We start from the raw sequence: 25,636 nt of genomic DNA on the forward strand, positions 1-25,636 counted from the left end.
GGTGCTCGGCGCGTTGCTGGCCGCGGTGCTGGCCGTCCCCGCGCTGGCCGGGTGCACCGGCAGCGTGCCGCCGCAGGCCGAGGGCGCCGGGAAGGGCGTCATCGGCGGCGCCCAACCGGAGACCACCACTGCCACACCCGCCGCGGTCCAGCTCAAGACCGACTCGCCGCGCGAAAGCCCCGGCGTCGTCGCGGCCGGCGGCCCCGGCGCGCCCTACAACTACGGCCCCACGCTGATGGCCGACGGCGCCACCAACCGGATGTGGTGGTGCAGCCAGTACCCCGGCTCGCCGCCGCCCGGCGACGACATCCTCTACGCCGAATCCGCCTCGCTGGACGGCCCGTTCACCGGCCCCGGCGGGTCCGTGCCGCCCGCCGTGCTGTCCGGCAACCCCGGCCAGTTCGACGGCGTGCACGCCTGCGACCCGTCGGTGATCCGCGTCGACGGGACCTACTACCAGTACTACACGGGCGCCGCGGGCGACCACGCGCTCGGCAACTCCATCGGTCTCGCGACCAGCACCGACGGGATCACCTGGCAGCGCGCGAACGGCGGCAGACCCATCGTGGACCCCGCTCACGACACCCACCGCGAAAATCTCTACGGCGCCGGCCAGCCTGCTGCGGTGTACCTCGACGGCTGGTTCTACCTGATGTTCACCGACACCACCGGCCTCGCCGCCGGCTGGAACGGCGCGGGCCAGTTCGTGCTGCGGTCGAAGGACCCGGCGTTCGGCAGCGGCGTGGAGGCGCTGGGGGAGGCCGGGTTCGCCGCGGTCGCCGGCACGAACGCGCCGCGCACCAAGTCGCTGGTCGACGCGTTCAGTGCGGACCTGATGTGGATCGACGCGCTGAACGCGTGGGCGATCGCGCACGAAACCGCCGACGGCACCACCATCACGTTCTGGGACCGCGACTTCCTGCGCGCCCCGTTCCAGCCGCTGCTGATCCCCGGCGTGTGGCGGGAGGGGCCCGGCCTGGTGCGGCGGCCGGACGGGCACGCGCCGGTGTCGGCGAAGGACCCGTGCGGGCGGGTGCCGCTGGACGTCGTGCGCGCGACCGTGACCGGCGAGGCGGGCGCGCCCACCGACCTGCGGCGCTTCGGACTGGACATCGTCGGCGTCAACGCGTGCGCCGATCCGCAGCGCGCGCTGACGGTGCTGGACGGCTTCGCCATGCCCTCGCCGGTGCGGACCATGGACCTGGTCGTGTCGGGCCAGGTCGTGCGGATCGACCGCCGCTCGGTGGCGCAGGAACTGGCCGGGCACGTGCTCGACACGCGGCTGGACGTGCTGAACCAGTTCCCGGTCGCGGCGCGGCTGGAGTCCGGCACGCGCGCGCTGCAGGCCACCGGGCTGGGGGTGGGCTTCCTGCTCGACGACGGCCGCCTCTACCCGGTGCGCCGGGCGGAAGCGGTGATCGCCAACGGCTCGTCGACGGAAGACGTGACCCCGGCGCAGTGGCGCGGCTACCCGGCCGGCCCGGCGCTGGGCTAGATCCCCGGCGGCCCGTGGGCACGGGCTTGGGGCGCGGTGAGCCGCTTGAGCCGCGCGCCAGGACCAGCAGCGCGTGAACGCGGCCCTGCGGTGGCCGACGGCTCGTGGACCGAGGGACGTGACCCCAGCGCAGTGGCGCGGCTACCCGGCCGGCCCGGCGCTCGGCTGACTCAGTCCCCGGCGGTCCGCGGGCGCGGGCTGGGACGCGGGCGCTTGGGCGGCTCGTCCGCGGGTCGCTTGAGCCGTCCGCCGACGAACAGGCCCAGCCCGGCCGGTACCAGGACCAGCAGCGCCGTGAACGCGGCCCCGTCGGAGATCGCGGGCCACAGTTCCTCCGCGCCGGTCCGGTCGACGAAGATCGCGCGGCCGATCACGTACAGCACCCCGGACACCGGCCCGGCCACCAGCGACGCGATGAACCACGTGCGCCCGGCGTCCTCCCGGCGCAGCCACGCGTCCAGCGCGCTCCACAGCGCCGCGGCGCCCACCAGCAGCGCGATCACGGCGATCCGGGCCGTCGTCAGGCCCGTGGGGTCGTACACCGTCGCCTTGGCGAGCGCGACTTCGGCGATCGCGTGCAGCACCGCCATGCCGAGACCCCGTACCAGCCAGGACCGCATACCCATCCACCCATCGTCGCACCGCACTAAGCTGCCACTGTGCCCGACCTCCACGCCTCGCGGCGCGACGCCCTGCGCACGGTGCTCAACGAGTCCGGCGTCGACGCGTTGCTCGTCACCGACCTGCTCAACGTCCGCTACCTGACCGGCTTCACCGGCTCCAACGCCGCGCTGCTGGTCCACGGCGACGGCGAGAGCCGCACGCTGTTCTGCACCGACGGCCGCTACACCACCCAGGCCGCGGCCGAGGTGCCCGACCTGGAGCGGGTCATCGAGCGGGAGAGCGCCGCCGCCCTGCTCGCCCGCGCCGCCGGGGACGCGGCCGCCCACCGGCGCACCGGCTTCGAAAGCCAGCACGTCAGCGTCGAGGCCCACGACGAGTTCACCCGCGTCGCGGACGGCATCGAGCTGACCCGCGCCCCCGGCCTGGTCGAGCAGCTGCGGCTGATCAAGGACGAAACCGAGATCGAGGCGCTGCGCATGGCGTGCGCGGCCGCCGACCGGGCGCTGGCGAGCCTGCTGGAGCACGGCGGCATCCGGCCCGGCCGCACCGAGCTGGAGGTCGCCCGCGACCTGGAGAACCGCATGCTCGACCACGGCTCGTCCGGGCCGTCGTTCGAGTCGATCGTCGCCGCCGGGCCGAACTCGGCGATCCCGCACCACCGGCCCACCAGCCGCCCCCTGCACGCGGGCGACTTCGTCAAACTGGATTTCGGCGCGACCGTGGACGGGTACCACTCGGACATGACGCGCACCGTCGTGCTCGGCCGCCCCGCGGACTGGCAGGCCGACCTCTACGAGCTGGTCCGCCGGGCCCAGCAGGCCGGGCTGGAGGCGTCGCTGGCCGGGCAGGAGGTCGCCGACGTCGACCTGGCCGCCCGCCGCATCATCGAGCAGGGCGGGCACGGCGAGGAGTTCTCGCACGGGCTCGGCCACGGCGTCGGCCTGGAGGTGCACGAGGCACCGAGGCTCGCGATGAACGTCGCCGGTACACTGTCCGTCGGCATGACGGTCACCGTGGAGCCAGGCGTCTACCTCGCCGGCCGCGGTGGCGTGCGCATCGAGGACACGCTGGTCGTGCGGGACGCCGATCCCGAACTCCTCACCCTGAGCAGCAAGGAACTCGTGGTCGTGTAGCGCGGCCCGATCGGAAACAGGAGAACTGGACAACCCGTGGCCACCACCAACGACCTGAAGAACGGCCTGGTGCTGAACCTCGACGGACAGCTGTGGTCCGTCGTGAACTTCCAGCACGTCAAACCGGGCAAGGGCGGCGCCTTCGTGCGCACCACGCTCAAGCACGTCCTGTCCGGCAAGGTGGTGGACAAGACCTTCAACGCGGGCACCAAGGTCGACACCGCGACCGTCGACCGGCGCAACATGACCTACCTGTACAACGACGGGTCGGACTTCGTCTTCATGGACGGCGAGACGTTCGACCAGATCACCGTGCCGCGGGAGACCGTCGGCGACGGCGCGAACTACCTGCTGGAGAACACCGAGGTCCAGGTCGCGATGCACGAGGGCGTCGCGCTCTACGTCGAGCTGCCCACCTCGGTCGAGCTGGTCATCCAGCACACCGACCCCGGCCTGCAGGGCGACCGCTCCACCGGCGGCACCAAGCCGGCCACGCTGGAGACCGGCGCCGAGATCCAGGTGCCGCTGTTCCTCAGCACCGGCGAGAAGGTGAAGGTCGACACCCGCGACGGCCGTTACCTGGGCAGGGCCTAGGTTGTCCGACTCCGCATCGGCGCCCCGGCGCGGTGGCCAGACCGGCCGCCGCGCACTCCGCAGGCGCGCCGTCGAGATCCTGTACGAAGCCGCCCAGCGTTCACTCGATCCGGTGACGCTGCTGGCGGACCGGGTGGGCTCCACCGACGCCGACCCGATCGGCGACTACACGATCTCGCTCGTCGAGGGCGTCACCGCGAACCGGGAGCGCATCGACGAGCTGCTCGCCGAGCACGCGCACGGCTGGAGCCTGGAGCGGATGCCGCCGGTCGACCTGGCCGTACTGCGGGTGGGCGTCTACGAGCTGCTGTGGGCGGCCGACGTGCCCGACCCGGTGGCGATCGACGAGGCGGTGGGCCTGGCCAGGGAGCTGTCCACGGACGACTCGCCGCGGTTCGTCAACGGCGTGCTGGGCCGGATCGGCACGATCGCCGACCGCATCCGCGCGGTGCTCTGACCTGGCAGAAGACGCGAGAAAGGCCCGGCGCGCGGAGATCGCGCCGGGCTTTTCGCTGGTCAGGCGGTTTCGTCCCGCGGCGGGAGGGCAGTCAGCTCGCACCGCCGCGGGTTCTGGGTCGCGCGAGGCGCGTCCACCAGGGGTGGCCGGGCCGGCGCTGGTTCGAGGTTCAGCCACCCGCACCGCCACGCGGGCGGCGGGAGGGCCTGTTGCCTAGTCCTCCTTCGCCGGGCGGGCTTCCGGCGGGAGGACGCCCCAGTCGATGAGCTGCTCGGTCAGCTCGCCGGGGGTCATGTCGTAGATGATGGCCAGCGACCGCAGGTCCTCGGTGCGGATGGAGAGCACCTTGCCGTTGTAGTCGCCGCGCTGGCTCTGGATCGTGGCGGCGTAGCGGGCGAGCGGGCCGACCTTCTCGGCAGGCAGCTGCTGCAGCCGCTCCAGGTTGATGACGATCTTGGTGGCGGGTTCGGCCCCGGACGGCACCCGGCCCTCGGGCAGCAGCTCGACCACCGGCACGCCGTAGAAGTCGGCCAGCTCGGCCAGCTTCTGCACGGTCACCGCCCGGTCGCCGCGCTCGTAGGAACCGACCACGACAGCCTTCCAGCGTCCGCCGGACTTCTGCTCGACCCCGTGCAGGGACAGCCCCTGCTGCTGGCGGATCCCGCGGAGCTTCGCCCCGAGCGCCTTGGCGTAATCGCCCATCTGGTGGTTCTCCGTTTCCTCGCCCAGTCGGTCTCATGGGCCGCCGGGGGACTGCCGAGTTGAACACTCAGAGTAATGGTTACGCATTGTCGTCACCAGGTCAAGAACATGATGCCCCTGGCACCACCCGGACGGCTGAACGGTGCCGCCTGTTAACATCGGGGGGATTTCCTCGGCAAGCAGGAGATCGACGTCCTTTAAGGACCCGTCCGGTGAGGCGGGGAAGGAGTCCGCTGTGGCGTCACGCCCTCGTGACGCGGCAGCACCAGGCGGCGAGCGCGAGCTGCTCTCCGCCGGTGATGTCGCGCGCACCATCGCCCGGATGGCCCACCAGGTCATCGAGAAGACCGCCCTCGACGGCGGCACGGGCGCACCTCCCGTTCTCCTGGGCATCCCGACCCGGGGCACCTCGCTCGCGGCCCGGCTGGCCGAGCGGATCGCCGAGTTCTCCGGCGTCGAGGTCCCCACGGGCGCCCTGGACATCACCCTCTACCGCGACGACCTGCGCCGCCGCCCGACGCGGCCGCTCGCGGACACCACCCTGCCCGACACCGGCATCGACGACCGCGTGGTGATCCTGGTCGACGACGTGCTGTTCTCCGGCCGGACCGTGCGCGCGGCGCTGGACGCCCTGCGTGACCACGGCCGCCCCCGGGCCGTGCAGCTGGCCGTCCTGGTCGACCGCGGGCACCGCGAGTTCCCGATCCGGGCCGACTACGTGGGCAAGAACATCCCGACCGCACGCGCCGAAGACGTCGCCGTCCTGCTGTCCGAAGTGGATGGGCGTGACGCGGTGCTGCTGCGCGAGGGGGAAGCGAAGGCATGAAGCACCTGCTGGCCACCGAAGGCCTGGACCCCGACCTGGCGACCGCGGTGCTGGACACCGCCGACGGCCTCAAGCGCACCCTGCTCGGCCGCGAGGTCCGCAAGCTGCCGACCCTGCGCGGCCGCACGGTCATCACCATGTTCTACGAGAACTCCACCCGCACCCGGGTCTCGTTCGAGATCGCGGGCAAGTGGATGAGCGCCGACGTGGTGAACGTCTCGGCGGGCGGCAGCTCGGTCGGCAAGGGCGAGTCGCTGCGGGACACCGCGCTGACCCTGTCCGCGGCCGGAGCCGACTGCGTCATCGTCCGCCACCCGGCCTCCGGCGCCGCGCAGCGCCTGGCCGGCTGGCTGGAGGGCACCGGCACGTCGGTCGTCAACGCCGGGGACGGCATGCACGAGCACCCCACCCAGGCGCTGCTCGACGCCGCCACGCTGCGGGAACGTCTCGGCGGCATCAAGGACCGGCGGATCGGCATCGTCGGCGACGTGCTGCACAGCCGGGTCGCGCGCTCCAACATCCACCTGCTGTCCGCGCTGGGCGCCGAGGTCGTCCTGGTCGCCCCGCCGACGCTGCTGCCCGCCGGGGTCGGGGCGCTGCCGGTCACCGTGTCGCACGACCTGGACGCTGAGCTGCCCGGCCTGGACGCGGTGATGATGCTGCGCGTGCAGGCCGAGCGGATGCACGGCGGGTTCTTCCCGTCGGCGCGCGAGTACTCGATCGCCTACGGCCTGAACGAGGCGCGGCTGCGGCTGCTGCCCGAACACGCGGTCGTGCTGCACCCCGGCCCGATGCTGCGCGGCATGGAGATCGCCTCCGCGGTCGCCGACGCGCCGTCCGCGGCCATCACCGAACAGGTCCGCAACGGGGTGCACGTGCGGATGGCCGTGCTGTACCACCTGCTCGCCGGAGAGGAAGACGCGAAGTGAACCAGGTTCTGATCAAGGGCGCCCGGCTCTACGGCGAGGGCGACCCGGTGGACGTCCTGGTCACCGGCGGAACGATCAGCGAGATCGGATCCGTGAGCGCGCCCGACGACGCCGAGGTGATCGAGGCGAACGGCCAGGTCCTGCTGCCCGGCTTCGTCGATCTGCACACCCACCTGCGTGAACCCGGCCGCGAGGACACCGAGACCATCGAGACCGGCTCGGCCGCCGCCGCGCTCGGCGGCTACACCGCGGTCTTCGCGATGGCCAACACCGACCCGGTCGCCGACAACTCGGTGATCGTCGAGCACGTGTGGCGCCGCGGACGCGAGGTCGGCCTGGTCGACGTGCACCCGGTCGGCGCCGTGACCGTCGGCCTGAAGGGGGAGCGGCTGGCCGAGCTGGGCACGATGGCGAAGTCGGCCGCCGGGGTGCGGGTGTTCTCCGACGACGGCCACTGCGTGCACGACCCGCTGATCATGCGGCGCGCGCTGGAGTACTCGACCGCGCTGGACGTGGTGATCGCGCAGCACGCCGAGGAGCCGCGGCTGACCGTCGGCGCGCAGGCCCACGAGGGCGAGCAGGCCTCGCGCCTGGGCTACGCCGGCTGGCCCGCCTCGGCCGAGGAGTCGATCGTCGCCCGGGACTGCCTGCTCGCCGAGCACGCCGGCGCTCGCCTGCACGTCTGCCACGTCTCCACGAGCGGCACCGCCGACGTGCTGCGCTGGGCGAAGGAGCGCGGGACCAGGGTGTCCGCCGAGGTCACTCCGCACCACCTGCTGCTGACCGACGAGCGCCTGGCCACCTACGACCCGGTGAACAAGGTCAACCCGCCGCTGCGCACCGACGCCGACGTGGAGAAGCTGCGCGCCGCCCTGGCCGAGGGCGTCATCGACTGCGTCGCCACCGACCACGCCCCGCACGCGCCGCAGGACAAGGACTGCGAGTGGTCGGCCGCCCGGCCCGGCATGCTAGGCCTGCAGACCGCCCTGTCCGTGGTCGCCGCCACCATGGTCGAGACCGGCCTGCTGGACTGGCGCGGCGTGGCGAAGGTCATGAGCGAGCGCCCCGCGGAGATCGCCGGCCTGCCCGACCAGGGACGACCGCTCACCGTCGGGGAACCGGCCAACCTCGCGCTGGTCGACCCGGGCGCACAATGGACCGTGCGGGGGGCGGAGCTGGCCAGCCTCGCCGCCAACACCCCGTACGAGGGAATGCGGTTGCCCGCCGTGGTGACCGCGACGCTGCTGCGCGGGCGCGTGACGGCCCGCGAAGGGAAGATCTGCTGATGGAACGGTTGCTGCTCACCCTGCTGGTGTTCGCCTGCTTCCTGCTCGGGCTCTGGGCCATGCGACGAAGCTGGCGGCGCCGCGCGCGCTCGCAGAGCGCGCAGCTGCCGCCGTTCCCGCAGACCCCCGCCGAGCCGGGGGAGGAGCTGCTGCCGGCGAACAAGGGGCTCTACGTGAGCACCACCACGGCCGGCGACTGGCAGGACCGGATCGTCACGCGCGGCGTCGGCCTGCGCGGGCGGGCGGTGCTGCGGCTCTACCGCGAGGGCGTGGAGGTCGACCGGGCCGGCGCGCCCGGGTTCTTCATCCCGCGCGAGTCCATTGTGGAGGTCAAGCGCGCGAGCGGGATCGCCGGGAAGGTGATGGGCACCAACAGCCTCATCGTCATCACCTGGCGGCTCGGCGACAAGGAGCTGGACACCGGCTTCCGCGGCGACGACCTCGACGTCTATCCACAGTGGATCGAAAGCTTGTCCGAACGAGAGATCAAGGGAGGGGCCCAGTGACCGTGGGCACCAGGACACCGGCCGCATTGGTGCTGGAGGACGGGCGGGTGTTCCGCGGATCGGCCTATGGCGCCCAGGGCCGCACGCTGGGCGAGGCCGTGTTCTGCACCGGCATGACCGGCTACCAGGAGACGCTGACCGATCCGTCCTACCACCGCCAGATCGTGGTGCAGACCGCGCCGCAGATCGGCAACACCGGCTGGAACGACGAGGACGACGAGTCCGCCCGCATCTGGGTGTCCGGCTACGTCGTGCGCGACCCGGCCCGGACCCCGTCGAACTGGCGGTCCCGCCGCACCCTCGACGAGGAGCTGGCGCGCCAGGGCGTGGTCGGCATCAGCGGCGTCGACACCCGCACCCTGACCCGCCACCTGCGCGAGCGGGGCGCGATGCGGGCCGGCGTGTTCTCCGGCGACGCGCTGGACACCGAGGAGGCCATGACCGCTCAGGTGCTGGCCAGCCCGCCGATGAAGGGCGCCGACCTGGCCGGCGAGGTCACCACGAAGCAGCCGTACGTGGTCGCCCCTGAGGGCGAGCGCCGCTTCCGTGTCGCCGCGCTGGACCTGGGCATCAAGTCCAACACGCCGCGCCAGATGAGCCGCCGCGGCATCGAGCTGCACGTGCTGCCCTCGACCAGCTCGCTGGACGAGCTGCTGGCCGTCGAGCCGGACGGGGTGTTCCTGTCCAACGGCCCGGGCGACCCGGCCACCCAGGACCACGCGGTCGCGCTGACCGAGGAGGTCCTGCGCCGCGAGATCCCGCTGTTCGGCATCTGCTTCGGCAACCAGATCCTCGGCCGCGCGCTGGGGCTGGGCACCTACAAGATGCGCTACGGCCACCGGGGCATCAACATCCCGGTGATCGACGTGGAGACCGGCCGGGTGGCGATCACCGCGCAGAACCACGGCTTCGCCCTGGAGGGTGAGCCGGGTCAGCGGTTCGAGTCGCCGTTCGGCGCCGCGCAGGTCAGCCACTACTGCCCCAACGACGACACGGTCGAGGGCGTGCGCTGCGCCGACGTGCCCGCCTTCTCGGTGCAGTACCACCCCGAGGCGGCCGCGGGCCCGCACGACGCCGCGCCGCTGTTCGACGAGTTCGTGACCCTGATGGAGAAGAAGAGCCGCTGATGCCGAAACGTACAGACATCGAGCACGTGCTCGTCATCGGATCCGGCCCGATCGTCATCGGCCAGGCCGCCGAGTTCGACTACTCGGGCACGCAGGCCTGCCGGGTGCTGCGCGAGGAGGGCCTGCGGGTCTCGCTGGTCAACTCCAACCCGGCCACGATCATGACCGACCCGGAGTTCGCCGACTCGACCTACATCGAGCCGGTCACGCCGGACTTCGTGGAGAAGGTCATCGCGGCCGAGCGCCCGGACGCCCTGCTGGCCACCCTGGGCGGGCAGACCGCGCTGAACACCGCCGTCGCCCTGCACGAGCGCGGCGTGCTGGAGAAGTACGGCGTCGAGCTGATCGGCGCCGACATCGACGCGATCCAGCGCGGCGAGGACCGGCAGAAGTTCAAGGACATCGTCCGCGCCATCGGCGGCGACGTCCCGCGCAGCCGCGTGTGCCACTCGATGGACGAGGTCCGCGAGACCGTCGCCGAGCTGGGCCTGCCGGTCGTCATCCGGCCCTCGTTCACCATGGGCGGCCTCGGCTCCGGCATGGCGCACACCGACGAGGAGCTGGAGCGGCTGGCCTCGATCGGCCTCGCCGAGTCTCCGGTCACCGAGGTGCTCATCGAGGAGAGCGTGCTCGGCTGGAAGGAGTACGAGCTCGAGCTGATGCGCGACCGCCACGACAACGTCGTGGTGATCTGCTCGATCGAGAACATCGACGCGATGGGCGTGCACACCGGCGACTCGGTCACCGTCGCGCCCGCGATGACCCTGACCGACCGCGAGTACCAGCACATGCGCGACGTGGGCATCGCCGTGCTGCGCGAGGTCGGCGTCGACACCGGCGGCTGCAACATCCAGTTCGCGATCAACCCGCGCGACGGCCGCATGGTCGTCATCGAGATGAACCCGCGCGTGTCCCGCTCCAGCGCGCTGGCCTCGAAGGCCACCGGCTTCCCGATCGCCAAGATCGCCGCGAAGCTGGCCATCGGCTACTCGCTGGACGAGATCCGCAACGACATCACCGGCGAGACCCCGGCCTCGTTCGAGCCGACCCTGGACTACGTCGTGGTCAAGGTGCCGCGGTTCGCGTTCGAGAAGTTCCCCGGCGCCGACCCGATGCTGACCACCACGATGAAGAGCGTCGGCGAGGCGATGGCCCTGGGCCGCAGCTTCCCGGAGGCGCTGGGCAAGGCGCTGCGCTCGATCGACACCAAGGCGTCCGGGTTCTGGACCACCCCGGACCCCGAGGGCGCCACGCTGGAGAACACCCTGGAAGCGCTGCGCACCCCGCACGACGGCCGCCTCTACGCGGTCGAGCGGGCCCTGCGCCTGGGCGCGACCGTCCAGCAGGTGCACGAGGCCAGCGGCATCGACCCGTGGTTCATCGACCAGATCGCGCTGATCGGCGAGGTCGGCGCCGAGGTGCGCGACGCCCCGGTGCTGGACGCGCCGCTGCTGCGCGAGGCCAAGCGCGTCGGCCTGTCCGACCAGCAGATCGCCGCCCTGCGGCCGGAGCTGGCCGGCGAGGACGGCGTGCGCGCGCTGCGCCACCGCCTCGGTGTGCGGCCGGTGTACAAGACGGTGGACACCTGCGCGGCCGAGTTCGCCGCCAAGACGCCGTACCACTACTCGGCCTACGAGTCCGACCCCGCGGCCGAGTCCGAGGTCACCGCGCAGCCGGACAAGCCGAAGGTGCTCATCCTGGGCTCCGGGCCGAACCGCATCGGCCAGGGCATCGAGTTCGACTACTCGTGCGTGCACGCCGCGCTGGCGCTGCGCGAGGCCGGGTTCGAGGCCGTCATGGTCAACTGCAACCCGGAGACGGTGTCCACCGACTACGACACCTCCGACCGCCTCTACTTCGAGCCGCTGACCTTCGAGGACGTGCTCGAGGTCGTCTACGCCGAGCAGCGCTCGGGCACCGTGGCCGGCGTGATCGTCCAGCTCGGCGGGCAGACCCCGCTGAAGCTGGCGCAGCGCCTCGCCGACGCGGGCGTGCCGATCGTGGGCACCTCGCCCGAGGCGATCAACCTGGCCGAGGACCGCGGCGCGTTCGGCGACGTGCTGATGGGCGCGGGCCTGCCCGCCCCGAAGTACGGCACCGCGACCTCGTTCGAGGGCGCCAAGCGGATCGCCGACGAGATCGGCTACCCGGTCCTGGTGCGGCCCTCCTACGTGCTCGGCGGCCGCGGCATGGAGATCGTCTACGACGAGGCCTCCCTGGCCGGCTACATCCAGCGCGCCACCGAGGTCACGCCCGAGCACCCGGTGCTGGTCGACCGGTTCCTCGACGACGCCATCGAGATCGACGTGGACGCCCTGTTCGACGGCGAGGAGCTGTACCTCGGCGGCGTCATGGAGCACATCGAGGAGGCCGGCATCCACTCCGGCGACTCCTCGTGCGCGCTGCCGCCGATCACGCTGGGCCGCCAGGACGTCGAGGCGGTGCGCGCCTCCACCGAGGCGATCGCCCGCGGCGTCGGCGTGCGCGGCCTGCTCAACGTGCAGTACGCGCTCAAGGACGACGTGCTCTACGTCCTGGAGGCCAACCCGCGCGCCAGCCGCACCGTGCCGTTCGTGTCCAAGGCGACCGGGGTGCAGCTGGCCAAGGCGGCCTCGCTGATCATGACCGGCTCCTCGATCAAGGACCTGCGTGCCCGCGGCATCCTGCCCGCCGAGGGCGACGGCGGGCACCTGCCCATCGACGCGCCGGTCGCGGTCAAGGAGGCGGTCCTGCCCTTCCACCGCTTCCGCACGCCGGAGGGCAAGGGCGTGGACTCGCTGCTCGGGCCGGAGATGAAGTCCACCGGCGAGGTCATGGGCGTGGACACCTCCTTCGGCGAGGCGTTCGCGAAGTCCCAGGCCGGGGCCTACGGGTCGCTGCCCACCTCGGGCAAGGTGTTCGTCTCGGTCGCCAACCGCGACAAGCGGGCGCTGGTGTTCCCGGTCAAGCGGCTGGCCGACCTCGGGTTCGAGATCCTCGCGACCTCGGGCACCGCCGAGGTGCTGCGGCGCAACGGCGTGCCCAGCACGGTCGTGCGCAAGTACTCCGAGGGCAGCGCGCCGGACGAGCCGAACGTGGTCGAGGTGATCGCCTCCGGCGGCGTGGACATGGTGATCAACACCCCGTACGGCAACAGCGGCCCGCGCATCGACGGCTACGAGATCCGCACCGCGGCGGTGTCGCGGGACATCCCGTGCATCACCACGGTGCAGGGCGCCGCGGCGGCCGTGCACGGCATCGAGGCCCTGATCCGGGGCGACATCGGCGTCCGGTCGCTGCAGGACCTGCAGGCGGCGTTGCGGGCCAAGTCGTGAGCGTGACGGGCTTCGGCGCCCGGCTGGTGGAGGCGGTCGCCGCGCGCGGGAACCTGTGCGCGGGGATCGACCCCCACCCCGGCCTGCTCGACGCGTGGGGCCTGGACCGGGACCCGGGCGGGCTGGAGAAGTTCGCCCTGACGGCGGTTGACGTCCTCGCCGAGGAGGTCTCCGTGGTCAAGCCCCAGTCGGCCTTCTTCGAGGCCTACGGGCCGCCCGGGGTGGCCGTACTGGCCCGCGTGGTCGAGCACGCCCGGGACCGCGGCGCGCTCGTCCTGCTGGACGTCAAGCGGGGCGACATCGGGTCGACGATGGCGGCCTACACGGCGGCCTACCTCGGCGACGCGGCCCCGATCCGGGCGGACGCGATCACCGTCTCGCCCTACCTCGGGTTCGGCTCGCTGGCGCCCGCCCTGGGCGCCGGCGAGGGCCTGTTCGTGCTCGCCCGCACCTCCAACCCGGAGGCGGGTGGCCTGCAGAACGCCTTGCTGGCCAACGGGAAGACCGTCGCGCAGTCGATTGTGGACGAGGCTGCCCGGTGCAACGCCGGCGCCGCCTCCCTCGGCGACGTCGGCGTCGTCGTGGGGGCCACGATCGAGCCCGGCGAGCTCGACCTGACCGGGCTGAACGGGCCGGTCCTGGCGCCCGGTTTCGGGGCCCAGGGAGCCACCGTGGACGATCTTCGCCGCCTCTTCGGTGCGGACCTGCCGGGGGTGCTGCCCGCGTCGTCCAGGGACGTTCTCAGGCACGGTCCGGACCCCGTCGCGCTGCGCGACGCGGTGCGCCGCACGCAGGCGAGTCTGACCGGATAGCGCCAATATCAGGTCCCTGTCCAGGAACCGAGCGACCACCCCCCGCATTGTGGCCGGTGGCGCGGGGTGGGTACCGTCGCGTCACCCACCCAGAATTTTGAGTACTACGGAGGAAAACGTGGCACTTCCCCAGCTGACCGAGGAACAGCGCAAGGCGGCGCTGGAGAAGGCCGCTGCCGCTCGTCGTGCCCGCGCTGAGCTGAAGGAGCGCCTCAAGCGAGGCGGCACCACGCTCACCGACGTGCTGAAGCAGGCCGACGAGGACGAGGTTCTCGGCAAGATGAAGGTCTCCGCCCTGCTCGAAGCCCTCCCCGGCGTCGGCAAGGTGCGCGCTCAGCAGACCATGGAGCGCCTGGAGATCGCACCGAGCCGGCGGCTGCGCGGCCTTGGTGACCGGCAGCGCAAGGCGCTGCTGGCCGAGTTCAGCGGCGAGTGAGCGACACCGGCAGCGACCGCGTCACCGGGGCCGGCGGGCATGCCGGCCCGGCGTCGCACCGTGAGCCGGTTCCGGGCCAGGCGCACCAGGGGTCCCGGAGCCGGCTCACGGTCGTCTCCGGCCCGTCCGGGGTCGGGAAGTCCAGCGTGGTCGGCGCGCTGCGCCGGCTGGACCCGGACATCTACTTCAGTGTCTCGGTCACCACGCGGCCACCCCGCCCGGACGAGGTCGACGGGGTCCACTACCACTTCATCGACCGGGCGATGTTCGACAAGATGGTCGCCGCGGGCGAGCTGCTCGAACACGCCGAGTTCACCGGCAACTGCTACGGCACGCCCCGGGAACCGGTCGAGCGGGCACTGGCCGAGGGCAGGCCGGCCGTACTGGAGATCGAGCTGCAGGGGGCGCGCCAGGTGCGCGCCGCCATGCCCGACGCCAGGCTGGTCATGCTCATGCCGCCGTCCTGGGACGAGCTGGTCGGCAGGCTCAAGGGCCGCGGCACCGAGGAGGAGGCCGCTGTCAACGCCCGGCTGGCCGAAGCGGAGCGCGAGCTCGCGGCGGCGGGTGAATTCGACGTGCGGCTGGTGAACGCCGACGTCGGGGAAGCCGCGCGGCAGTTGTTAGACTTGCTGCGGGGAGACCACCGACTTCACGAAGAGAACTCAGGAGCATAGGCGCGTGACCGCATCGCTCGGCATTTACGGCGAGGAACTCGAAGGCATCACCAACCCGCCGATCGACGACCTCCTGGCCAAGGTCAGCTCGAAGTACGCGCTGGTGATCTACGCCGCGAAGCGCGCTCGCCAGATCAACGACTACTACGCCCAGCTCGGCGAGGGGCTGCTCGAGTACGTCGGCCCGCTCGTGGAGCCGGGCCCGCGCGAGAAGCCGCTGTCGATTGCGCTGCGCGAGATCCACGCCGGCCTGCTCGAGCACACCGAGGGTGAGTAAACCTCGCGTCGTGCTCGGTGTGGGCGGCGGGATCGCCGCCTACAAGGCGTGTGAGGTGCTGCGCGGGCTGACCGAGTCCGGTCACGACGTCCGCGTGGTGCCCACGGAGGCCGCGCTGAAGTTCGTCGGCGCGGCCACCTTCGAGGCGCTGTCCGGCCACCCCGTGCACACCGGCGTGTTCACCGAGGTGGACCAGGTGCAGCACGTCCGCATCGGCAAGGAAGCGGACCTGGTGCTGGTCGTCCCGGCGACCGCGGACCTGATGGCCCGCGCGGCCCAGGGCCGCGCCGACGACCTGCTCACCGGCACGCTGCTCACCGCGCGCTGCCCGGTCGTCTTCTTCCCGGCGATGCACACCGAGATGTGGGAGCACCCGGCCACCCGGGACAACGTGGCGCTGCTGCGGTCCAGGGGCGCCGTGGTGACCGAACCCGCCGCGGGACGCCTCACCGGCGCCGACACCGGCAAGGGACGGCTGGCCGACCCGGCCGAGATCGTCGACCTGGCCCGGCTGCTGCTGGCCCAGCCGTCGGCGCTGCCGCGCGACCTGGAGGGCCTGCGCGTCGTCGTCTCCGCGGGCGGCACCCGGGAGCCGCTGGACCCGGTCCGCTACCTGGGCAACCGCTCGTCGGGCAAGCAGGGCTACGCGCTGGCCCGCGTGGCCGCGCAGCGGGGCGCGGAGGTCACGCTGGTGGCCGGCCACACCGTCGAGCTGCCCGAGCCCGCGGGCGCCGTGCTGCGCCGCGTGTCGACGGCCGAGCAGATGCGCGACACCGTCACCGAGGCCGCCAAGGAGGCGGACGTCGTCGTGATGGCCGCCGCCGTCGCTGATTTTCGTCCCGCGAACCGATCCGGCCACAAAATCAAGAAAACCGACGACCAGCCGGATCCCGTCATCACGCTTTCCCGCAATCCGGACATTCTCGCGGAACTGGTAACGAATCGATTGCCAGGACAGGTCATTGTCGGTTTCGCCGCGGAAACGGGCGACGAGCGCGGTAGCGTACTCGACCACGGCCGTGCGAAGCTGCGGCGCAAGGGCTGTGACCTGCTGGTTCTGAACGCCGTCGGGGATGGCAGGGCGTTCGAGGTCGAGGAGAACGCGGGCTGGCTGCTGTCAGCCGACGGCACCGAGCGGCCTATCCCGCTGGGCTCCAAAGCGCAACTGGCCGCCGCGGTGTGGGACGCCGTCGGGGAATTCATCAGGCACTGACCGGCGCGCCTAGTCTGGACGCCGGAGGGACAGAAGAGTTGATGGGATGTGAGCGTGGTGACCGCGTCTAACCGCAGGTTGTTCACTTCGGAGTCGGTGACCGAGGGGCACCCGGACAAGATCTGTGACGCCATCAGCGACTCGATCCTGGACGCCCTCCTCGCCAAGGACCCGCGCTCCCGCGTCGCGGTGGAGACGCTGATCACCACCGGCCAGGTGCACGTCGCAGGCGAGGTGACCACCGAGGCCTACGCCGACATCCCGACGATCGTGCGCGAGCGGATCCTCGACATCGGCTACGACTCCTCGGCCAAGGGCTTCGACGGCAACTCCTGCGGCGTGAACGTCGCCATCGGCGCGCAGTCCCCGGACATCGCGCAGGGCGTGGACACCGCCTACGAGTCGCGCGTCGAGAACGCCATCGACGAGATCGACCGGCAGGGCGCCGGCGACCAGGGCCTGATGTTCGGCTACGCGTGCTCCGACACGCCCGAGCTGATGCCGCTGCCGATCGCGCTGGCCCACCGGCTGTCCCGCCGCCTGGCCCGCGTGCGCAAGGACGGTGTGCTGCCCTACCTGCGCCCGGACGGCAAGACCCAGGTCACCATCGAGTACGCGGGCGACCAGCCGGTGCGGCTGGACACCGTCGTGGTGTCCACCCAGCACGCCGACGGCATCGACCTGGACACCATGCTCGGCGTCGACGTGCGCGAGCAGGTCGTGATGCCCGAGCTGAACGAGATCGAGCTCGACCACAGCGACGTGAAGCTGCTGGTCAACCCGACCGGCCGGTTCGTCATCGGCGGCCCGATGGGTGACGCCGGGCTGACCGGCCGCAAGATCATCGTCGACACCTACGGCGGCATGGCCCGCCACGGCGGTGGCGCCTTCTCCGGCAAGGACCCGTCGAAGGTGGACCGCTCCGCGGCCTACGCGATGCGCTGGGTCGCCAAGAACGTCGTGTCCGCCGGTCTGGCCGGGCGGGTCGAGGTGCAGGTCGCCTACGCGATCGGCAAGGCCTCGCCGGTCGGCCTGTTCGTGGAGACCTTCGGCACCGAGACGGTCGACCCGGCCAAGATCCAGGCCGCGATCACCGAGGTGTTCGACCTGCGCCCGGCCGCGATCATCCGCGACCTGGACCTGCTGCACCCCATCTACGCCGCGACGGCCGCGTACGGCCACTTCGGCCGCACCGACGTCAAGCTGCCCTGGGAGAACACCGACCGCGCCGACGCGCTGCGGTCCCTCGCCGGGGCCTGAGCCCCGGGGCGTGTCTGGTAGAGAACAAGCGTGACCTCTTCCGACGCGCTCTGGGACCTGCCCGCGTCCCCGAAACGGGCCGCGGCGAAGCGTCCGGCGTCCCGGAAGGGGCAGCAGAAGCCGGCGGAGAAGGATCCCGTCGCACGCATCGTGGTGGACGTGCCGCTCGCGCACCTGGACCGCACCTTCGACTACCAGGTGCCGGACAAGCTCGACGCCGACGCGGTGCCCGGCTGCCGCGTGCGGGTGCGGTTCGCCGGGCAGCTGGTCGACGGGTTCCTCGTCGAGCGCGCGTCCACCACCGAGCACAAGGGGCGGCTGGCGTTCCTGGAGCGGGTGACCTCGCCCGAGCCGGTCCTGTCGCCGACCCTCTACGGGCTGGCCCGCCGCGTCGCCGACCACTACGGCGGCACCCTCATGGACGTGCTCCGGCTGGCCATCCCGCCCCGGCACGCCAAGGCCGAGTCCGAGCCCGCCCGTGAGCGCGCCGAGGTGACCGAGGCGCCCTCGGCGCAGGCGTGGCAGCGGTACCAGTTCGGCGGGTCGTTCACCGAAGCGCTGCGCGCCGCCCGGCAGGCCCACGCCGTGTGGCAGGCGCTGCCGGGGGAGGACTGGCCCGCGCGGCTGGCCGAACTCGCGGCCCTCGCCGCCGCGAGCGGGCGCGGCGCGCTGCTGGTCGTGCCGGACCACCGCGACCTGACGCGCGTGCACGACGCGTGCGTGCGGATCGCCGGTGCGGACGCCGTGGTCGCGTTGTCCGCCGATACCGGGCCGGCCGAACGGTACCGGCGGTGGCTGGCGGTGTCGCGCGGGTCGGTGCCGATCGTGGTCGGCACCCGCGCGGCGATGTTCGCCCCGGTCGCCGACCCGGGGCTGTTCGTGGTGTGGGACGACGGCGACGACCTGCACGTCGACCCGCACATGCCGTACCCGCAGGTGCGGGACGTGCTCGCGCTGCGGGCCCACGCCCAGGGCGCGTCGTTCGTCGCGGCCGGGTTCGCCCGCACCGCGGAGGCCCAGCTGCTGGTCGAGACGCGGTGGGCGCACCCGATCGTCGGATCCCGCGACGAGCTGCGGAAGGCCGCGCCGCGCGTGACCCCGGTCGGCGAGGACTTCGACGTGGCGCGCGACGAGGCCGCGCGCGTGGCCCGGCTGCCCTCGGTGGCGTTCGAGGCCGCGCGGCAGTCGTTGTCGGCCGGCGCGCCCGTGCTGGTGCAGGTGCCCCGGCGCGGTTACGTGCCCGCGCTGGCATGCGGGCAGTGCCGGACGCCCGCGCACTGCCGCCGTTGCGCCGGTCCGCTCGGGTTGCCGGGCGGGGCGGGGGCCGACGTGGCGCACCCGCCGAGCTGCCGGTGGTGCGGCACGCCCGAGGCGCACTTCCGGTGCCCCGCCTGCGGTTCCGCGCGGCTGCGGGCGGTGGTGGTCGGCGCGAAGCGGACGGCGGAGGAGCTGGGCCGGGCGTTCCCGGGCGTGCCGGTGCGCACCTCGGGCGCGCGGGAGGTGCTGGCGTCCGTGCCCGGGCGGCCGGCGCTGGTCGTGTCCACGCCCGGGGCCGAGCCGGTGGCCGAGGGCGGCTACGGCGCGGCGCTGCTGCTGGACGGCTGGGCGCTGCTGGGGCGGCAGGACCTGCGGGCGGCGGAGGAGACGCTGAGGCGGTGGATGGCGGCGGCGGCGCTGGTGCGGCCGTCGTCGGCGGGCGGCCGGGTCGTCGTCGGCGCGGAGGCCCCGCTCGCGCCGGTGCAGGCACTGGTCCGCTGGGACCCGGCCTGGCACGCCGAGCGGGAATTGGCCGAGCGCCGCGAACTGGGCTTCCCGCCCGCGGTGCGGATGGCGAGCGTGGAAGGCACGCCGGAGGCGGTGGCCGCGCTGCTCGCGGAGACGGAGCTGCCGCCGTCCGCGGAGGTCCTCGGGCCGGTGCCGCTGACCGAGCCGGACGAGGAGGGCCGCTCCGAGCGGGAGCGGGCGCTGATCCGCGTGCCCCGCGCGGACGGGCGGGCGCTGGCATCCTGCCTGGCCTCGGCGCAGGCCGCGCGGGCCGCGCGCAAGGAAACCGCGGCGGTGCGGATCCAGCTGGACCCGCTGGCCCTCATCTAGATGAGTGAGTCCCAACCCTGGGTGGTGTTGGAGATGGGTGAAGGGTGTTCAAGATCAGTTTGTGAGGACCGACCTGAACGCCCTTCTGACCGCACTGTCGTCAAGATCGATGACCACGTCGGTAAGCCCGCCCGTGTCGGCAGGCCACCCCCAAAATCGACGAGCGCCAGGTGCTGATGGCCGTGCTGGACGCCGACCGCGCCCTGCTGCACGACCGGCCAGGACTGCTCATCCTGGCCGACAAGGGCTACGTCTCCCGAGAACTGGACACCTACCTGACCGACCGCGGAGTGCGACTGCTGCGACCGTCTACCGCAACCGCACCCCGCACCCGGCCCAGCACCTGCTCAAACCGGTCCGCCACCCTCAAAGGCCAACTCGAGCTCGAGCTGCACGGCGGTCGCACCATCGAAGGAGTCGCCGCCCGCATCGCACAACGCCTCCTCGCGCTCACCGCCGCCATCCGGCACAACCACCGCCACCGCCAACCCACCACCCGATCCCTGATCGCCTACGACCACTAACCAAGATCGGAATTACTCATCTAGGGGCGAGCGCGTGACCGGCCGCGGCGAACAACGCGAAGCCGGACAGCACACCCGCCACCAGGCCGATCACCGCCGCGCTCGCGCTCACGGCGGCGAGCACGAACCCGGCCACCCCGAGCACCGTCATGGCCCCGCCCAGCGTCACGAACCGGGCGAGCCGGAACGCCCGCCCCATCGCGACGAAGTGCACCCCGACCACCACGGCGATCCACGCGACACCCGCTTCGCCGTGCCCGAGCACGCCGTTGATCACGAACAACCCGCCGAACAGCGCCACCACCTCGGCCGCGACGATCAGCCAGAACCGGTGCCGGCCGAAGAACGTCGTGCCCGCGCCGCCCACCGGCTTCCCGCGCCGCGCCAGCAGCGCGAACAACGCCACCGCCACCACCGCGGCGGCGATCCGGAGCACCAGCGGCCACGGCGCGGCGAGCCCGCCGCTGTTGACGAGCACGAACACGAGGCCGAACACGATCGCGATGAGGGAGCCGATCGCTTCGCCGGCGCTGATCCTGGACACGGTGATCATCCTGCCCTGCTCCGGTTGAGCGCGGGCGCGGAACCGGGCAGACTGCGGAAAATGCGGACTCTGCGTGCTTTCGCGGTTCTCGTCAGTGCGGTCCTGCTCGCCCCCGGCGTCGCGTACGCCGAAGAGGCCCCACCGAAACAGCCGGTCGCCACCGGGTTCGGCGGCGCGGTCGCCAGCATCGACGCCGACGCCACCGCGATCGGCACCAGGGTGCTGGCCGAAGGCGGCAACGCGGTGGACGCGGCCGTCGCCACCGCCGCGGCCCTCGGCGTCACCGACCCCTTCTCCGCCGGCATCGGCGGCGGCGGGTTCTTCGTCTACTACGACGCCCGCACCCGCCAGGTCCACACCCTCGACGGCCGCGAGACCGCGCCCGCCAGCGCCGACGAAAACCTCTTCGTCGAAAACGGGCAGCCGATCCCGTTCGCCGAGGCCGTCACCAGCGGCCTGTCCGTCGGCGTGCCCGGCACGCCGGCCACCTGGCAGGACGCGCTGCGCAAGTGGGGCACCCGGTCGCTGAACCAGGTGCTGCGCCCCGCCGCCCGCCTGGCCCGCGACGGCTTCACCGTGGACCAGACCTTCCACACGCAGATCGCCAACAACGCGCAGCGGTTCTCGGCGTTCCCGAGCACCCGCGAGCTGTACCTGCCCGGGGGCGCGCCGCCCGCGGTCGGCAGCACGTTCGCCAACCCGGACCTGGCCGCGACCTACGAAACGCTGGCGCGCCAGGGCGTGCGCGCGCTCTACCGCGGCCCGATCGCCGAGGAGATCGCGGCGACCGTGCAGCAGCCGCCGGTCGATCCGGCCGCCGGGCTCAACGTCCGGCCCGGCAAGCTGACCACCGACGACATCGCCGCCTACCGCACGGTGGAGCGCGAACCCACCCGCACGCGCTACCGGGGCCTCGACGTCTACGGCATGCCCGCGCCGTCCTCCGGCGGGCTGACCGTGGGCGAGGCGCTGAACATCCTGGAGAACTTCGACATCGCCCGGTTCGGCGAGGCCGACTACCTGCACCACTTCCTGGAAGCGAGCCGTCTCGCGTTCGCCGACCGCAACCGGTGGATCGGCGACCCGGCGTTCGTCGACGTGCCCGCGCGGGAGCTGCTCAGCCAGCGGTTCGCGGACAGCCGCGCGTGCCTGATCGACCCGTCCCGCGCGGCGGAGGGCACCGTCGCCGCCGGGGACCCGCGCCACCCGCAGCCGTGCGCGGCCGGGACCGCGGCGCCGACCCCGTACGAGGGCGAGAACACCACCCACCTGACCGTCGCCGACCGGTGGGGCAACGTGGTCGCCTACACGCTGACGATCGAGCAGGAGGGCGGCAGCGGCATCGTGGTGCCCGGCCGCGGTTTCCTGCTCAACAACGAGCTGACCGACTTCTCGTTCACCCCGGTCACCCCGGGCGTGCCCGACCCGAACCTGCCCGGCCCGGGCAAGCGCCCGCGGTCGTCCATGGCGCCGACGATCATCCTGGAGCACGGCAAGCCGCTGCTCGCCACTGGTTCGCCCGGTGGCGCGTCGATCATCACGACGGTGCTGCAGGTGCTGCTCGGCCGGCTGGACCGCGGGCTGTCGCTGGAGGAGGCGATCGCCGCGCCGCGGGCCTCGCAGCGCAACTCCGGGCCCGCCCAGGTCGAACCGGCGTTCCTCGCGCTGCGGGAGGCCTCCGACCTGCGGGCACGGGGCCAGCTCTTCTCGTCGACGCCGGCCGAGATCGGCGCCGCGACGGGCGTGGAGCGCCTCCCGGACGGCCGGTGGCTGGCCGCGGCCGAGCCGGTGCGCCGAGGCGGGGGAGCGGCGCAGGTGGTGCACCCCGCGCCCTGATCGCGGATCTCGCCCCCGCCGGGCCGGACGCCCTGATCCGGCCGGGCGGGGCGCCGGGGCCGGTCACTAGACTGGCTCCGATGCCCACCCACTCCACACCCGTCGCCGAGGTGCGTTGATGCGCCTCGTCTTCGCCGGTACCCCCGAACCCGCCGTGCCGTCGCTGCGCGCGCTCCTCGACTCGCCGCGGCACGAGGTCGTCGCCGTCGTCACGCGGCCCGACGCGCCCGCGGGCCGGGGCCGCAAGCTGCTGCGCTCACCCGTCGGCGCCCTCGCCGACGAACACGGCATCGAGGTCCTCACCCCGCCCAAGGCCGGCGACCCGGACTTCCTGCGGCGCCTGACCGAACTCGCCCCGGACGCGTGCCCCGTCGTCGCCTACGGGGCGCTCCTGCCGCAGCGCACCCTCGACATCCCGCGGCACGGCTGGATCAACCTGCACTTCTCGCTGCTGCCCGCGTGGCGCGGCGCGGCGCCGGTGCAGGCCGCCATCCGCGCCGGCGACGAGATCACCGGCGCGTCCACCTTCCGCATCGTCAAGGAACTCGACGCGGGCCCGGTCTTCGGCGTGGTCACCGAGAAGATCGCCGGCGACGACACCGCGGGCGCGCTCCTGGACCGCCTCGCGGTCTCCGGCGCCCGCCTCCTTGCGTCCACATTGGACGGCATCGAGGACGGCGAGGTCCAGGCGGTGCCCCAGCCCGCCGACGGCGTCACCTACGCCCCGAAGGTCAGCGTCGAGGACGCGCGCGTCACGTTCACCGACCCGGCCACCGCGGTCGACCGCGTGATCCGCTCGGTCACGCCGGATCCGGGCGCGTGGACCGAGTTCCGCGGCGAACGCTTCAAGCTCGGCCCGGTCACGATCGTCGACGAGCCCCCGCTGGCGCCCGGCGAGCTGCGCGTCGAGCGCAAGCGCGTCCTGGCGGGCACGGCGACGAAACCGGTGCGGCTGGGCGAGGTCCAGGCGCAGGGCAAGAAACGCATGGCGGCCACCGATTGGGCCCGCGGCACCCGCATCGAGCAAGGAGAACGGCTGTCATGAACGAGCGCAGGCCTGCCCGGCCCCAGCGCGGCCGACCGGCGCCCCGCAAACAGGGCCCCCGCCGCCCACCGGCCGAGGACCCGGCGCGCCGCGTCGCGCTGGAGGTGCTGCGCGCCGTCCGCCAGCGCGACGCCTACGCCAACCTCGTGCTGCCCGACATGCTGCGCCGCAACCGGCTGTCCGGCCGGGACGCCGCGCTGGCCACCGAGCTCGCCTACGGCGCCTCCCGCGCCCAGGGCACGCTCGACGCGATCCTCGCCGCGTGCCTGGACCGCCCGCTGGACAAGGTCGACGGACCGGTCCTGGACTGCCTCCGCCTCGGCGCCTACCAGCTGCTGCGCACCCGCATCCCGGAGCACGCCGCGGTCACCTCGACCGTCGACCTGGCCCGCGCCGACGCCGGCTCGCACGTCGCCGGGTTCGTCAACGCCGTCCTGCGCAGCGTCTCGGAGAAGGACGAGGACGCGTGGATGGCGGAGCTGACCCCGGACCGCGACAAGGACCCGATCGGTCACCTCGCGATGCGCACCGCCCACCCGCGGTGGGTGGCGCGCGCGTTCGCCGAGGCGCTCGGCGACAAGGGCGACGACCTGCAGGCGGCGCTGGAGGCCGACGACGCCCGGCCCGCCGTCCACCTGGCCGCCCGGCCCGGTGAGATCAGCGCCGACGAGCTGGCCGCCATCACCGGAGGCGACGTCGCCCCGTACTCGCCCTACGGCGTGCACCTGCCCCCGGGCGCGGGCGACCCCGGCGACTCGGAGCCGATCCGGGAACGCCTCGCGGTGGTGCAGGACGAGGGCAGCCAGCTGTGCGCGGTCGCGCTCACCCGGGTGCCTCTGGAGGGCGCCGACGAGCGCTGGCTCGACCTGTGCGCGGGCCCCGGCGGCAAGGCCGGGATGCTCGGCGCGCTCGCCGCGACCCAGGGCGCGCACGTGGACGCCGTCGAGCAGGCTCCGCACCGCGCGAAGCTCGTCGAGCAGGCGACCGAGGGCCTGCCGGTCACCGTGCACGTCGCCGACGGCCGCGACCCCGGCCTGGAACCCGGCTTCGACCGCGTCCTGGTCGACGCGCCGTGCAGCGGCCTGGGCGCGCTGCGCCGCCGCCCCGAGGCGCGGTGGCGGCGCAAGCCCTCCGACGTGCCGGACCTGACCAGGCTGCAGGGCGAGCTGCTCACCTCGGCGCTGGACCTCACCCGCTCCGGCGGCGTGGTGGCCTACGTCGTCTGCTCGCCGCACCTGGCCGAGACCGAGGGCGTCGTCGGCGAGATCGCCCGCCGCAGCAAGGCCGAGGTGCTGGACGCGCGCGAGTTCTTCCCCGGCGTGCCCCAGCTCGGCGACGGGCCGTACGTGCAGCTGTGGCCGCACCGGCACGGCACGGACGCGATGTTCTGCGCCGTGCTGCGCAAGCCGTGACCGTCCTCGGCCTGATCGGCAGCTCGTGCGGGGGACTGGACACCCGGTTCCGCGCCGAGCTGGCCGCGCCCGCCGCCGCCCGCGGCCACCGGCTCGCGATCACGCTCACGCCGACCGCGCACCGCTGGCTGGACGCGGCCGGTGAACTCGAGCCGCTGGCCGCGCTGACCGACCTGCCGGTCCGCGCCGCCTCGCGGCTGCCCGGCGAGCCGCGCCCGCACCCGGACCCGCCGGTCTTCCTGTTCGCGCCGGCGTCGGCCAACTCGGTCGCCAAACTCGCGCTGGGCATCGCCGACAACCAGGCCCTCACCGTCCTGGGTGACGTGCTCGGCGACCCGGCCGTCACGATCATCGTCGGATACCAGGTGCAGGACGCCCGGTTCCGGCACCCGGCCTGGCGGCGGCACCTGGACACCCTCGCCGAGGCGGGCGTGCGGGTGCGGCGGCTGGAGTACGGCAAGCCCTGGTCGGAGATCCTGGACCTGCTGCCCGCGTCCACAGGATGAGTGGGGCCAC

The 25,636-nt window shown here is 73.1% G+C and carries 24 protein-coding genes and 1 pseudogene; 22 read left to right on the forward strand and 3 right to left on the reverse strand.

Features of this window, described 5'->3' with window-relative positions; all coding sequences use genetic code 11:
- The first annotated feature begins 1 nt into the window (after window position 1).
- Window positions 2-1,495: a glycoside hydrolase family protein gene (locus L2C96_RS36480; protein ID WP_020422363.1), complete on the forward strand. Its 1,494-nt coding sequence runs from the start codon at window positions 2-4 to the stop codon at window positions 1,493-1,495.
- Window positions 1,496-1,665: 170 nt separating this feature from the next.
- On the opposite strand, the gene L2C96_RS36485 is transcribed toward L2C96_RS36480, so the two are convergent.
- Entirely contained in the window at window positions 1,666-2,085 is a 420-nt protein-coding gene (locus L2C96_RS36485) for a hypothetical protein (protein WP_237339449.1), read from the reverse strand.
- A 69-nt stretch (window positions 2,086-2,154) separates the two neighbouring features.
- Between L2C96_RS36485 and L2C96_RS36490 the strand changes: the two genes are divergently transcribed.
- Genes L2C96_RS36490 through nusB form a run of 3 tightly spaced genes read left to right on the forward strand, consistent with a single transcriptional unit; the run spans window position 2,155 to window position 4,303 of the window.
- A complete protein-coding gene (locus L2C96_RS36490; protein ID WP_020422361.1) occupies window positions 2,155-3,252 on the forward strand; it encodes a M24 family metallopeptidase in 1,098 nt (365 codons plus the stop codon).
- A 36-nt stretch (window positions 3,253-3,288) separates the two neighbouring features.
- A complete protein-coding gene (gene efp / locus L2C96_RS36495) occupies window positions 3,289-3,846 on the forward strand; it encodes an elongation factor P (protein WP_020422360.1) in 558 nt (185 codons plus the stop codon).
- A 1-nt stretch (window position 3,847) separates the two neighbouring features.
- Window positions 3,848-4,303 carry a transcription antitermination factor NusB gene (nusB, locus tag L2C96_RS36500; RefSeq protein WP_020422359.1) on the forward strand — a complete coding sequence of 152 codons (456 nt, stop codon included), beginning with the start codon at window positions 3,848-3,850 and terminating at the stop codon, window positions 4,301-4,303.
- Window positions 4,304-4,516: 213 nt separating this feature from the next.
- On the opposite strand, the gene bldD is transcribed toward nusB, so the two are convergent.
- Complete coding sequence (bldD, locus tag L2C96_RS36505; protein WP_020422358.1) at window positions 4,517-5,005, reverse strand: transcriptional regulator BldD; 489 nt, start codon at window positions 5,003-5,005, stop codon at window positions 4,517-4,519.
- 235 nt (window positions 5,006-5,240) lie between these two features.
- Between bldD and pyrR the strand changes: the two genes are divergently transcribed.
- From pyrR to L2C96_RS36575, 14 genes and pseudogenes are all read left to right on the forward strand, one after another.
- Window positions 5,241-5,831 (forward strand): bifunctional pyr operon transcriptional regulator/uracil phosphoribosyltransferase PyrR, encoded by a 591-nt coding sequence (gene pyrR / locus L2C96_RS36510; protein WP_020422357.1) that lies wholly within the window; start codon window positions 5,241-5,243, stop codon window positions 5,829-5,831.
- Complete coding sequence (locus L2C96_RS36515; protein WP_237339436.1) at window positions 5,828-6,760, forward strand: aspartate carbamoyltransferase catalytic subunit; 933 nt, start codon at window positions 5,828-5,830, stop codon at window positions 6,758-6,760. The genes pyrR and L2C96_RS36515 overlap by 4 nt, the downstream gene beginning before the upstream one ends.
- Window positions 6,757-8,046 (forward strand): dihydroorotase, encoded by a 1,290-nt coding sequence (locus tag L2C96_RS36520; RefSeq protein WP_237339437.1) that lies wholly within the window; start codon window positions 6,757-6,759, stop codon window positions 8,044-8,046. Before L2C96_RS36515 ends, L2C96_RS36520 begins: the two co-directional genes overlap by 4 nt.
- The gene (locus L2C96_RS36525) at window positions 8,046-8,552 is read left to right on the forward strand and encodes a PH-like domain-containing protein (RefSeq protein WP_020422355.1); all 507 of its coding nucleotides are present in this window, start codon (window positions 8,046-8,048) and stop codon (window positions 8,550-8,552) included. The genes L2C96_RS36520 and L2C96_RS36525 overlap by 1 nt, the downstream gene beginning before the upstream one ends.
- Entirely contained in the window at window positions 8,549-9,679 is a 1,131-nt protein-coding gene (gene carA, locus L2C96_RS36530) for a glutamine-hydrolyzing carbamoyl-phosphate synthase small subunit (RefSeq protein WP_237339438.1), read from the forward strand. The genes L2C96_RS36525 and carA overlap by 4 nt, the downstream gene beginning before the upstream one ends.
- On the forward strand, window positions 9,679-12,993 hold the full coding sequence (carB, locus tag L2C96_RS36535) for a carbamoyl-phosphate synthase large subunit (RefSeq protein ID WP_020422353.1): 3,315 nt from the start codon (window positions 9,679-9,681) through the stop codon (window positions 12,991-12,993). Before carA ends, carB begins: the two co-directional genes overlap by 1 nt.
- A 2-nt stretch (window positions 12,994-12,995) precedes the next feature.
- On the forward strand, window positions 12,996-13,805 hold the full coding sequence (gene pyrF / locus L2C96_RS36540; RefSeq protein ID WP_027936506.1) for an orotidine-5'-phosphate decarboxylase: 810 nt from the start codon (window positions 12,996-12,998) through the stop codon (window positions 13,803-13,805).
- Window positions 13,806-13,923: 118 nt separating this feature from the next.
- Entirely contained in the window at window positions 13,924-14,241 is a 318-nt protein-coding gene (gene mihF / locus L2C96_RS36545; protein WP_017983071.1) for an integration host factor, actinobacterial type, read from the forward strand.
- Window positions 14,238-14,915, forward strand: a complete 678-nt coding sequence (gene gmk, locus L2C96_RS36550; RefSeq protein ID WP_237339439.1) for a guanylate kinase — start codon at window positions 14,238-14,240, stop codon at window positions 14,913-14,915. Before mihF ends, gmk begins: the two co-directional genes overlap by 4 nt.
- Before the next feature lie 4 nt (window positions 14,916-14,919).
- Entirely contained in the window at window positions 14,920-15,192 is a 273-nt protein-coding gene (rpoZ, locus tag L2C96_RS36555) for a DNA-directed RNA polymerase subunit omega (protein WP_017983069.1), read from the forward strand.
- Entirely contained in the window at window positions 15,185-16,405 is a 1,221-nt protein-coding gene (gene coaBC / locus L2C96_RS36560) for a bifunctional phosphopantothenoylcysteine decarboxylase/phosphopantothenate--cysteine ligase CoaBC (RefSeq protein ID WP_237339440.1), read from the forward strand. Before rpoZ ends, coaBC begins: the two co-directional genes overlap by 8 nt.
- A gap of 57 nt (window positions 16,406-16,462) precedes the next feature.
- Window positions 16,463-17,665, forward strand: coding sequence for a methionine adenosyltransferase (gene metK / locus L2C96_RS36565; RefSeq protein WP_027936504.1), 1,203 nt, complete (start codon window positions 16,463-16,465; stop codon window positions 17,663-17,665).
- 30 nt (window positions 17,666-17,695) lie between these two features.
- Window positions 17,696-19,759, forward strand: a complete 2,064-nt coding sequence (locus L2C96_RS36570) for a primosomal protein N' (protein WP_237339441.1) — start codon at window positions 17,696-17,698, stop codon at window positions 19,757-19,759.
- Between the two features lie 143 nt (window positions 19,760-19,902).
- Window positions 19,903-20,283: pseudogene (locus L2C96_RS36575) on the forward strand (transposase family protein); the annotation flags it as partial.
- Between the two features lie 16 nt (window positions 20,284-20,299).
- On the opposite strand, the gene L2C96_RS36580 reads toward L2C96_RS36575, so the two are convergent.
- Window positions 20,300-20,836 (reverse strand): hypothetical protein, encoded by a 537-nt coding sequence (locus tag L2C96_RS36580; protein ID WP_237339443.1) that lies wholly within the window; start codon window positions 20,834-20,836, stop codon window positions 20,300-20,302.
- 51 nt (window positions 20,837-20,887) lie between these two features.
- Between L2C96_RS36580 and ggt the strand changes: the two genes are divergently transcribed.
- From ggt to L2C96_RS36600, 4 genes are all read left to right on the forward strand, one after another.
- Entirely contained in the window at window positions 20,888-22,663 is a 1,776-nt protein-coding gene (gene ggt / locus L2C96_RS36585) for a gamma-glutamyltransferase (protein ID WP_237339444.1), read from the forward strand.
- 118 nt (window positions 22,664-22,781) lie between these two features.
- Complete coding sequence (gene fmt / locus L2C96_RS36590) at window positions 22,782-23,708, forward strand: methionyl-tRNA formyltransferase (protein ID WP_020422344.1); 927 nt, start codon at window positions 22,782-22,784, stop codon at window positions 23,706-23,708.
- Entirely contained in the window at window positions 23,705-25,120 is a 1,416-nt protein-coding gene (locus L2C96_RS36595; protein ID WP_027936502.1) for an RsmB/NOP family class I SAM-dependent RNA methyltransferase, read from the forward strand. Before fmt ends, L2C96_RS36595 begins: the two co-directional genes overlap by 4 nt.
- Window positions 25,117-25,626, forward strand: coding sequence for a flavoprotein (locus tag L2C96_RS36600; protein WP_020422342.1), 510 nt, complete (start codon window positions 25,117-25,119; stop codon window positions 25,624-25,626). Before L2C96_RS36595 ends, L2C96_RS36600 begins: the two co-directional genes overlap by 4 nt.
- Window positions 25,627-25,636 lie beyond the last annotated feature (10 nt).

This window comes from Amycolatopsis tucumanensis, assembly GCF_021654135.1.
Lineage (GTDB): Bacteria > Actinomycetota > Actinomycetes > Mycobacteriales > Pseudonocardiaceae > Amycolatopsis_E > Amycolatopsis_E tucumanensis.

What these genes read in the sequence shown, in the direction of transcription:
- L2C96_RS36485 (WP_237339449.1), bottom strand. Translation starts at nt 2,085, where the DNA reads ATGGCGGTGCTGCACGCGATCGCCGAAGTCGCGCTCGCCAAGGCGACG.
- bldD (WP_020422358.1), bottom strand. Translation starts at nt 5,005, where the DNA reads ATGGGCGATTACGCCAAGGCGCTCGGGGCGAAGCTCCGCGGGATCCGC.
- L2C96_RS36515 (WP_237339436.1), top strand. Translation starts at nt 5,828, where the DNA reads ATGAAGCACCTGCTGGCCACCGAAGGCCTGGACCCCGACCTGGCGACC.
- L2C96_RS36525 (WP_020422355.1), top strand. Translation starts at nt 8,046, where the DNA reads ATGGAACGGTTGCTGCTCACCCTGCTGGTGTTCGCCTGCTTCCTGCTC.
- carB (WP_020422353.1), top strand. Translation starts at nt 9,679, where the DNA reads ATGCCGAAACGTACAGACATCGAGCACGTGCTCGTCATCGGATCCGGC.
- L2C96_RS36580 (WP_237339443.1), bottom strand. Translation starts at nt 20,836, where the DNA reads ATGATCACCGTGTCCAGGATCAGCGCCGGCGAAGCGATCGGCTCCCTC.
- ggt (WP_237339444.1), top strand. Translation starts at nt 20,888, where the DNA reads ATGCGGACTCTGCGTGCTTTCGCGGTTCTCGTCAGTGCGGTCCTGCTC.
- fmt (WP_020422344.1), top strand. Translation starts at nt 22,782, where the DNA reads ATGCGCCTCGTCTTCGCCGGTACCCCCGAACCCGCCGTGCCGTCGCTG.
- L2C96_RS36595 (WP_027936502.1), top strand. Translation starts at nt 23,705, where the DNA reads ATGAACGAGCGCAGGCCTGCCCGGCCCCAGCGCGGCCGACCGGCGCCC.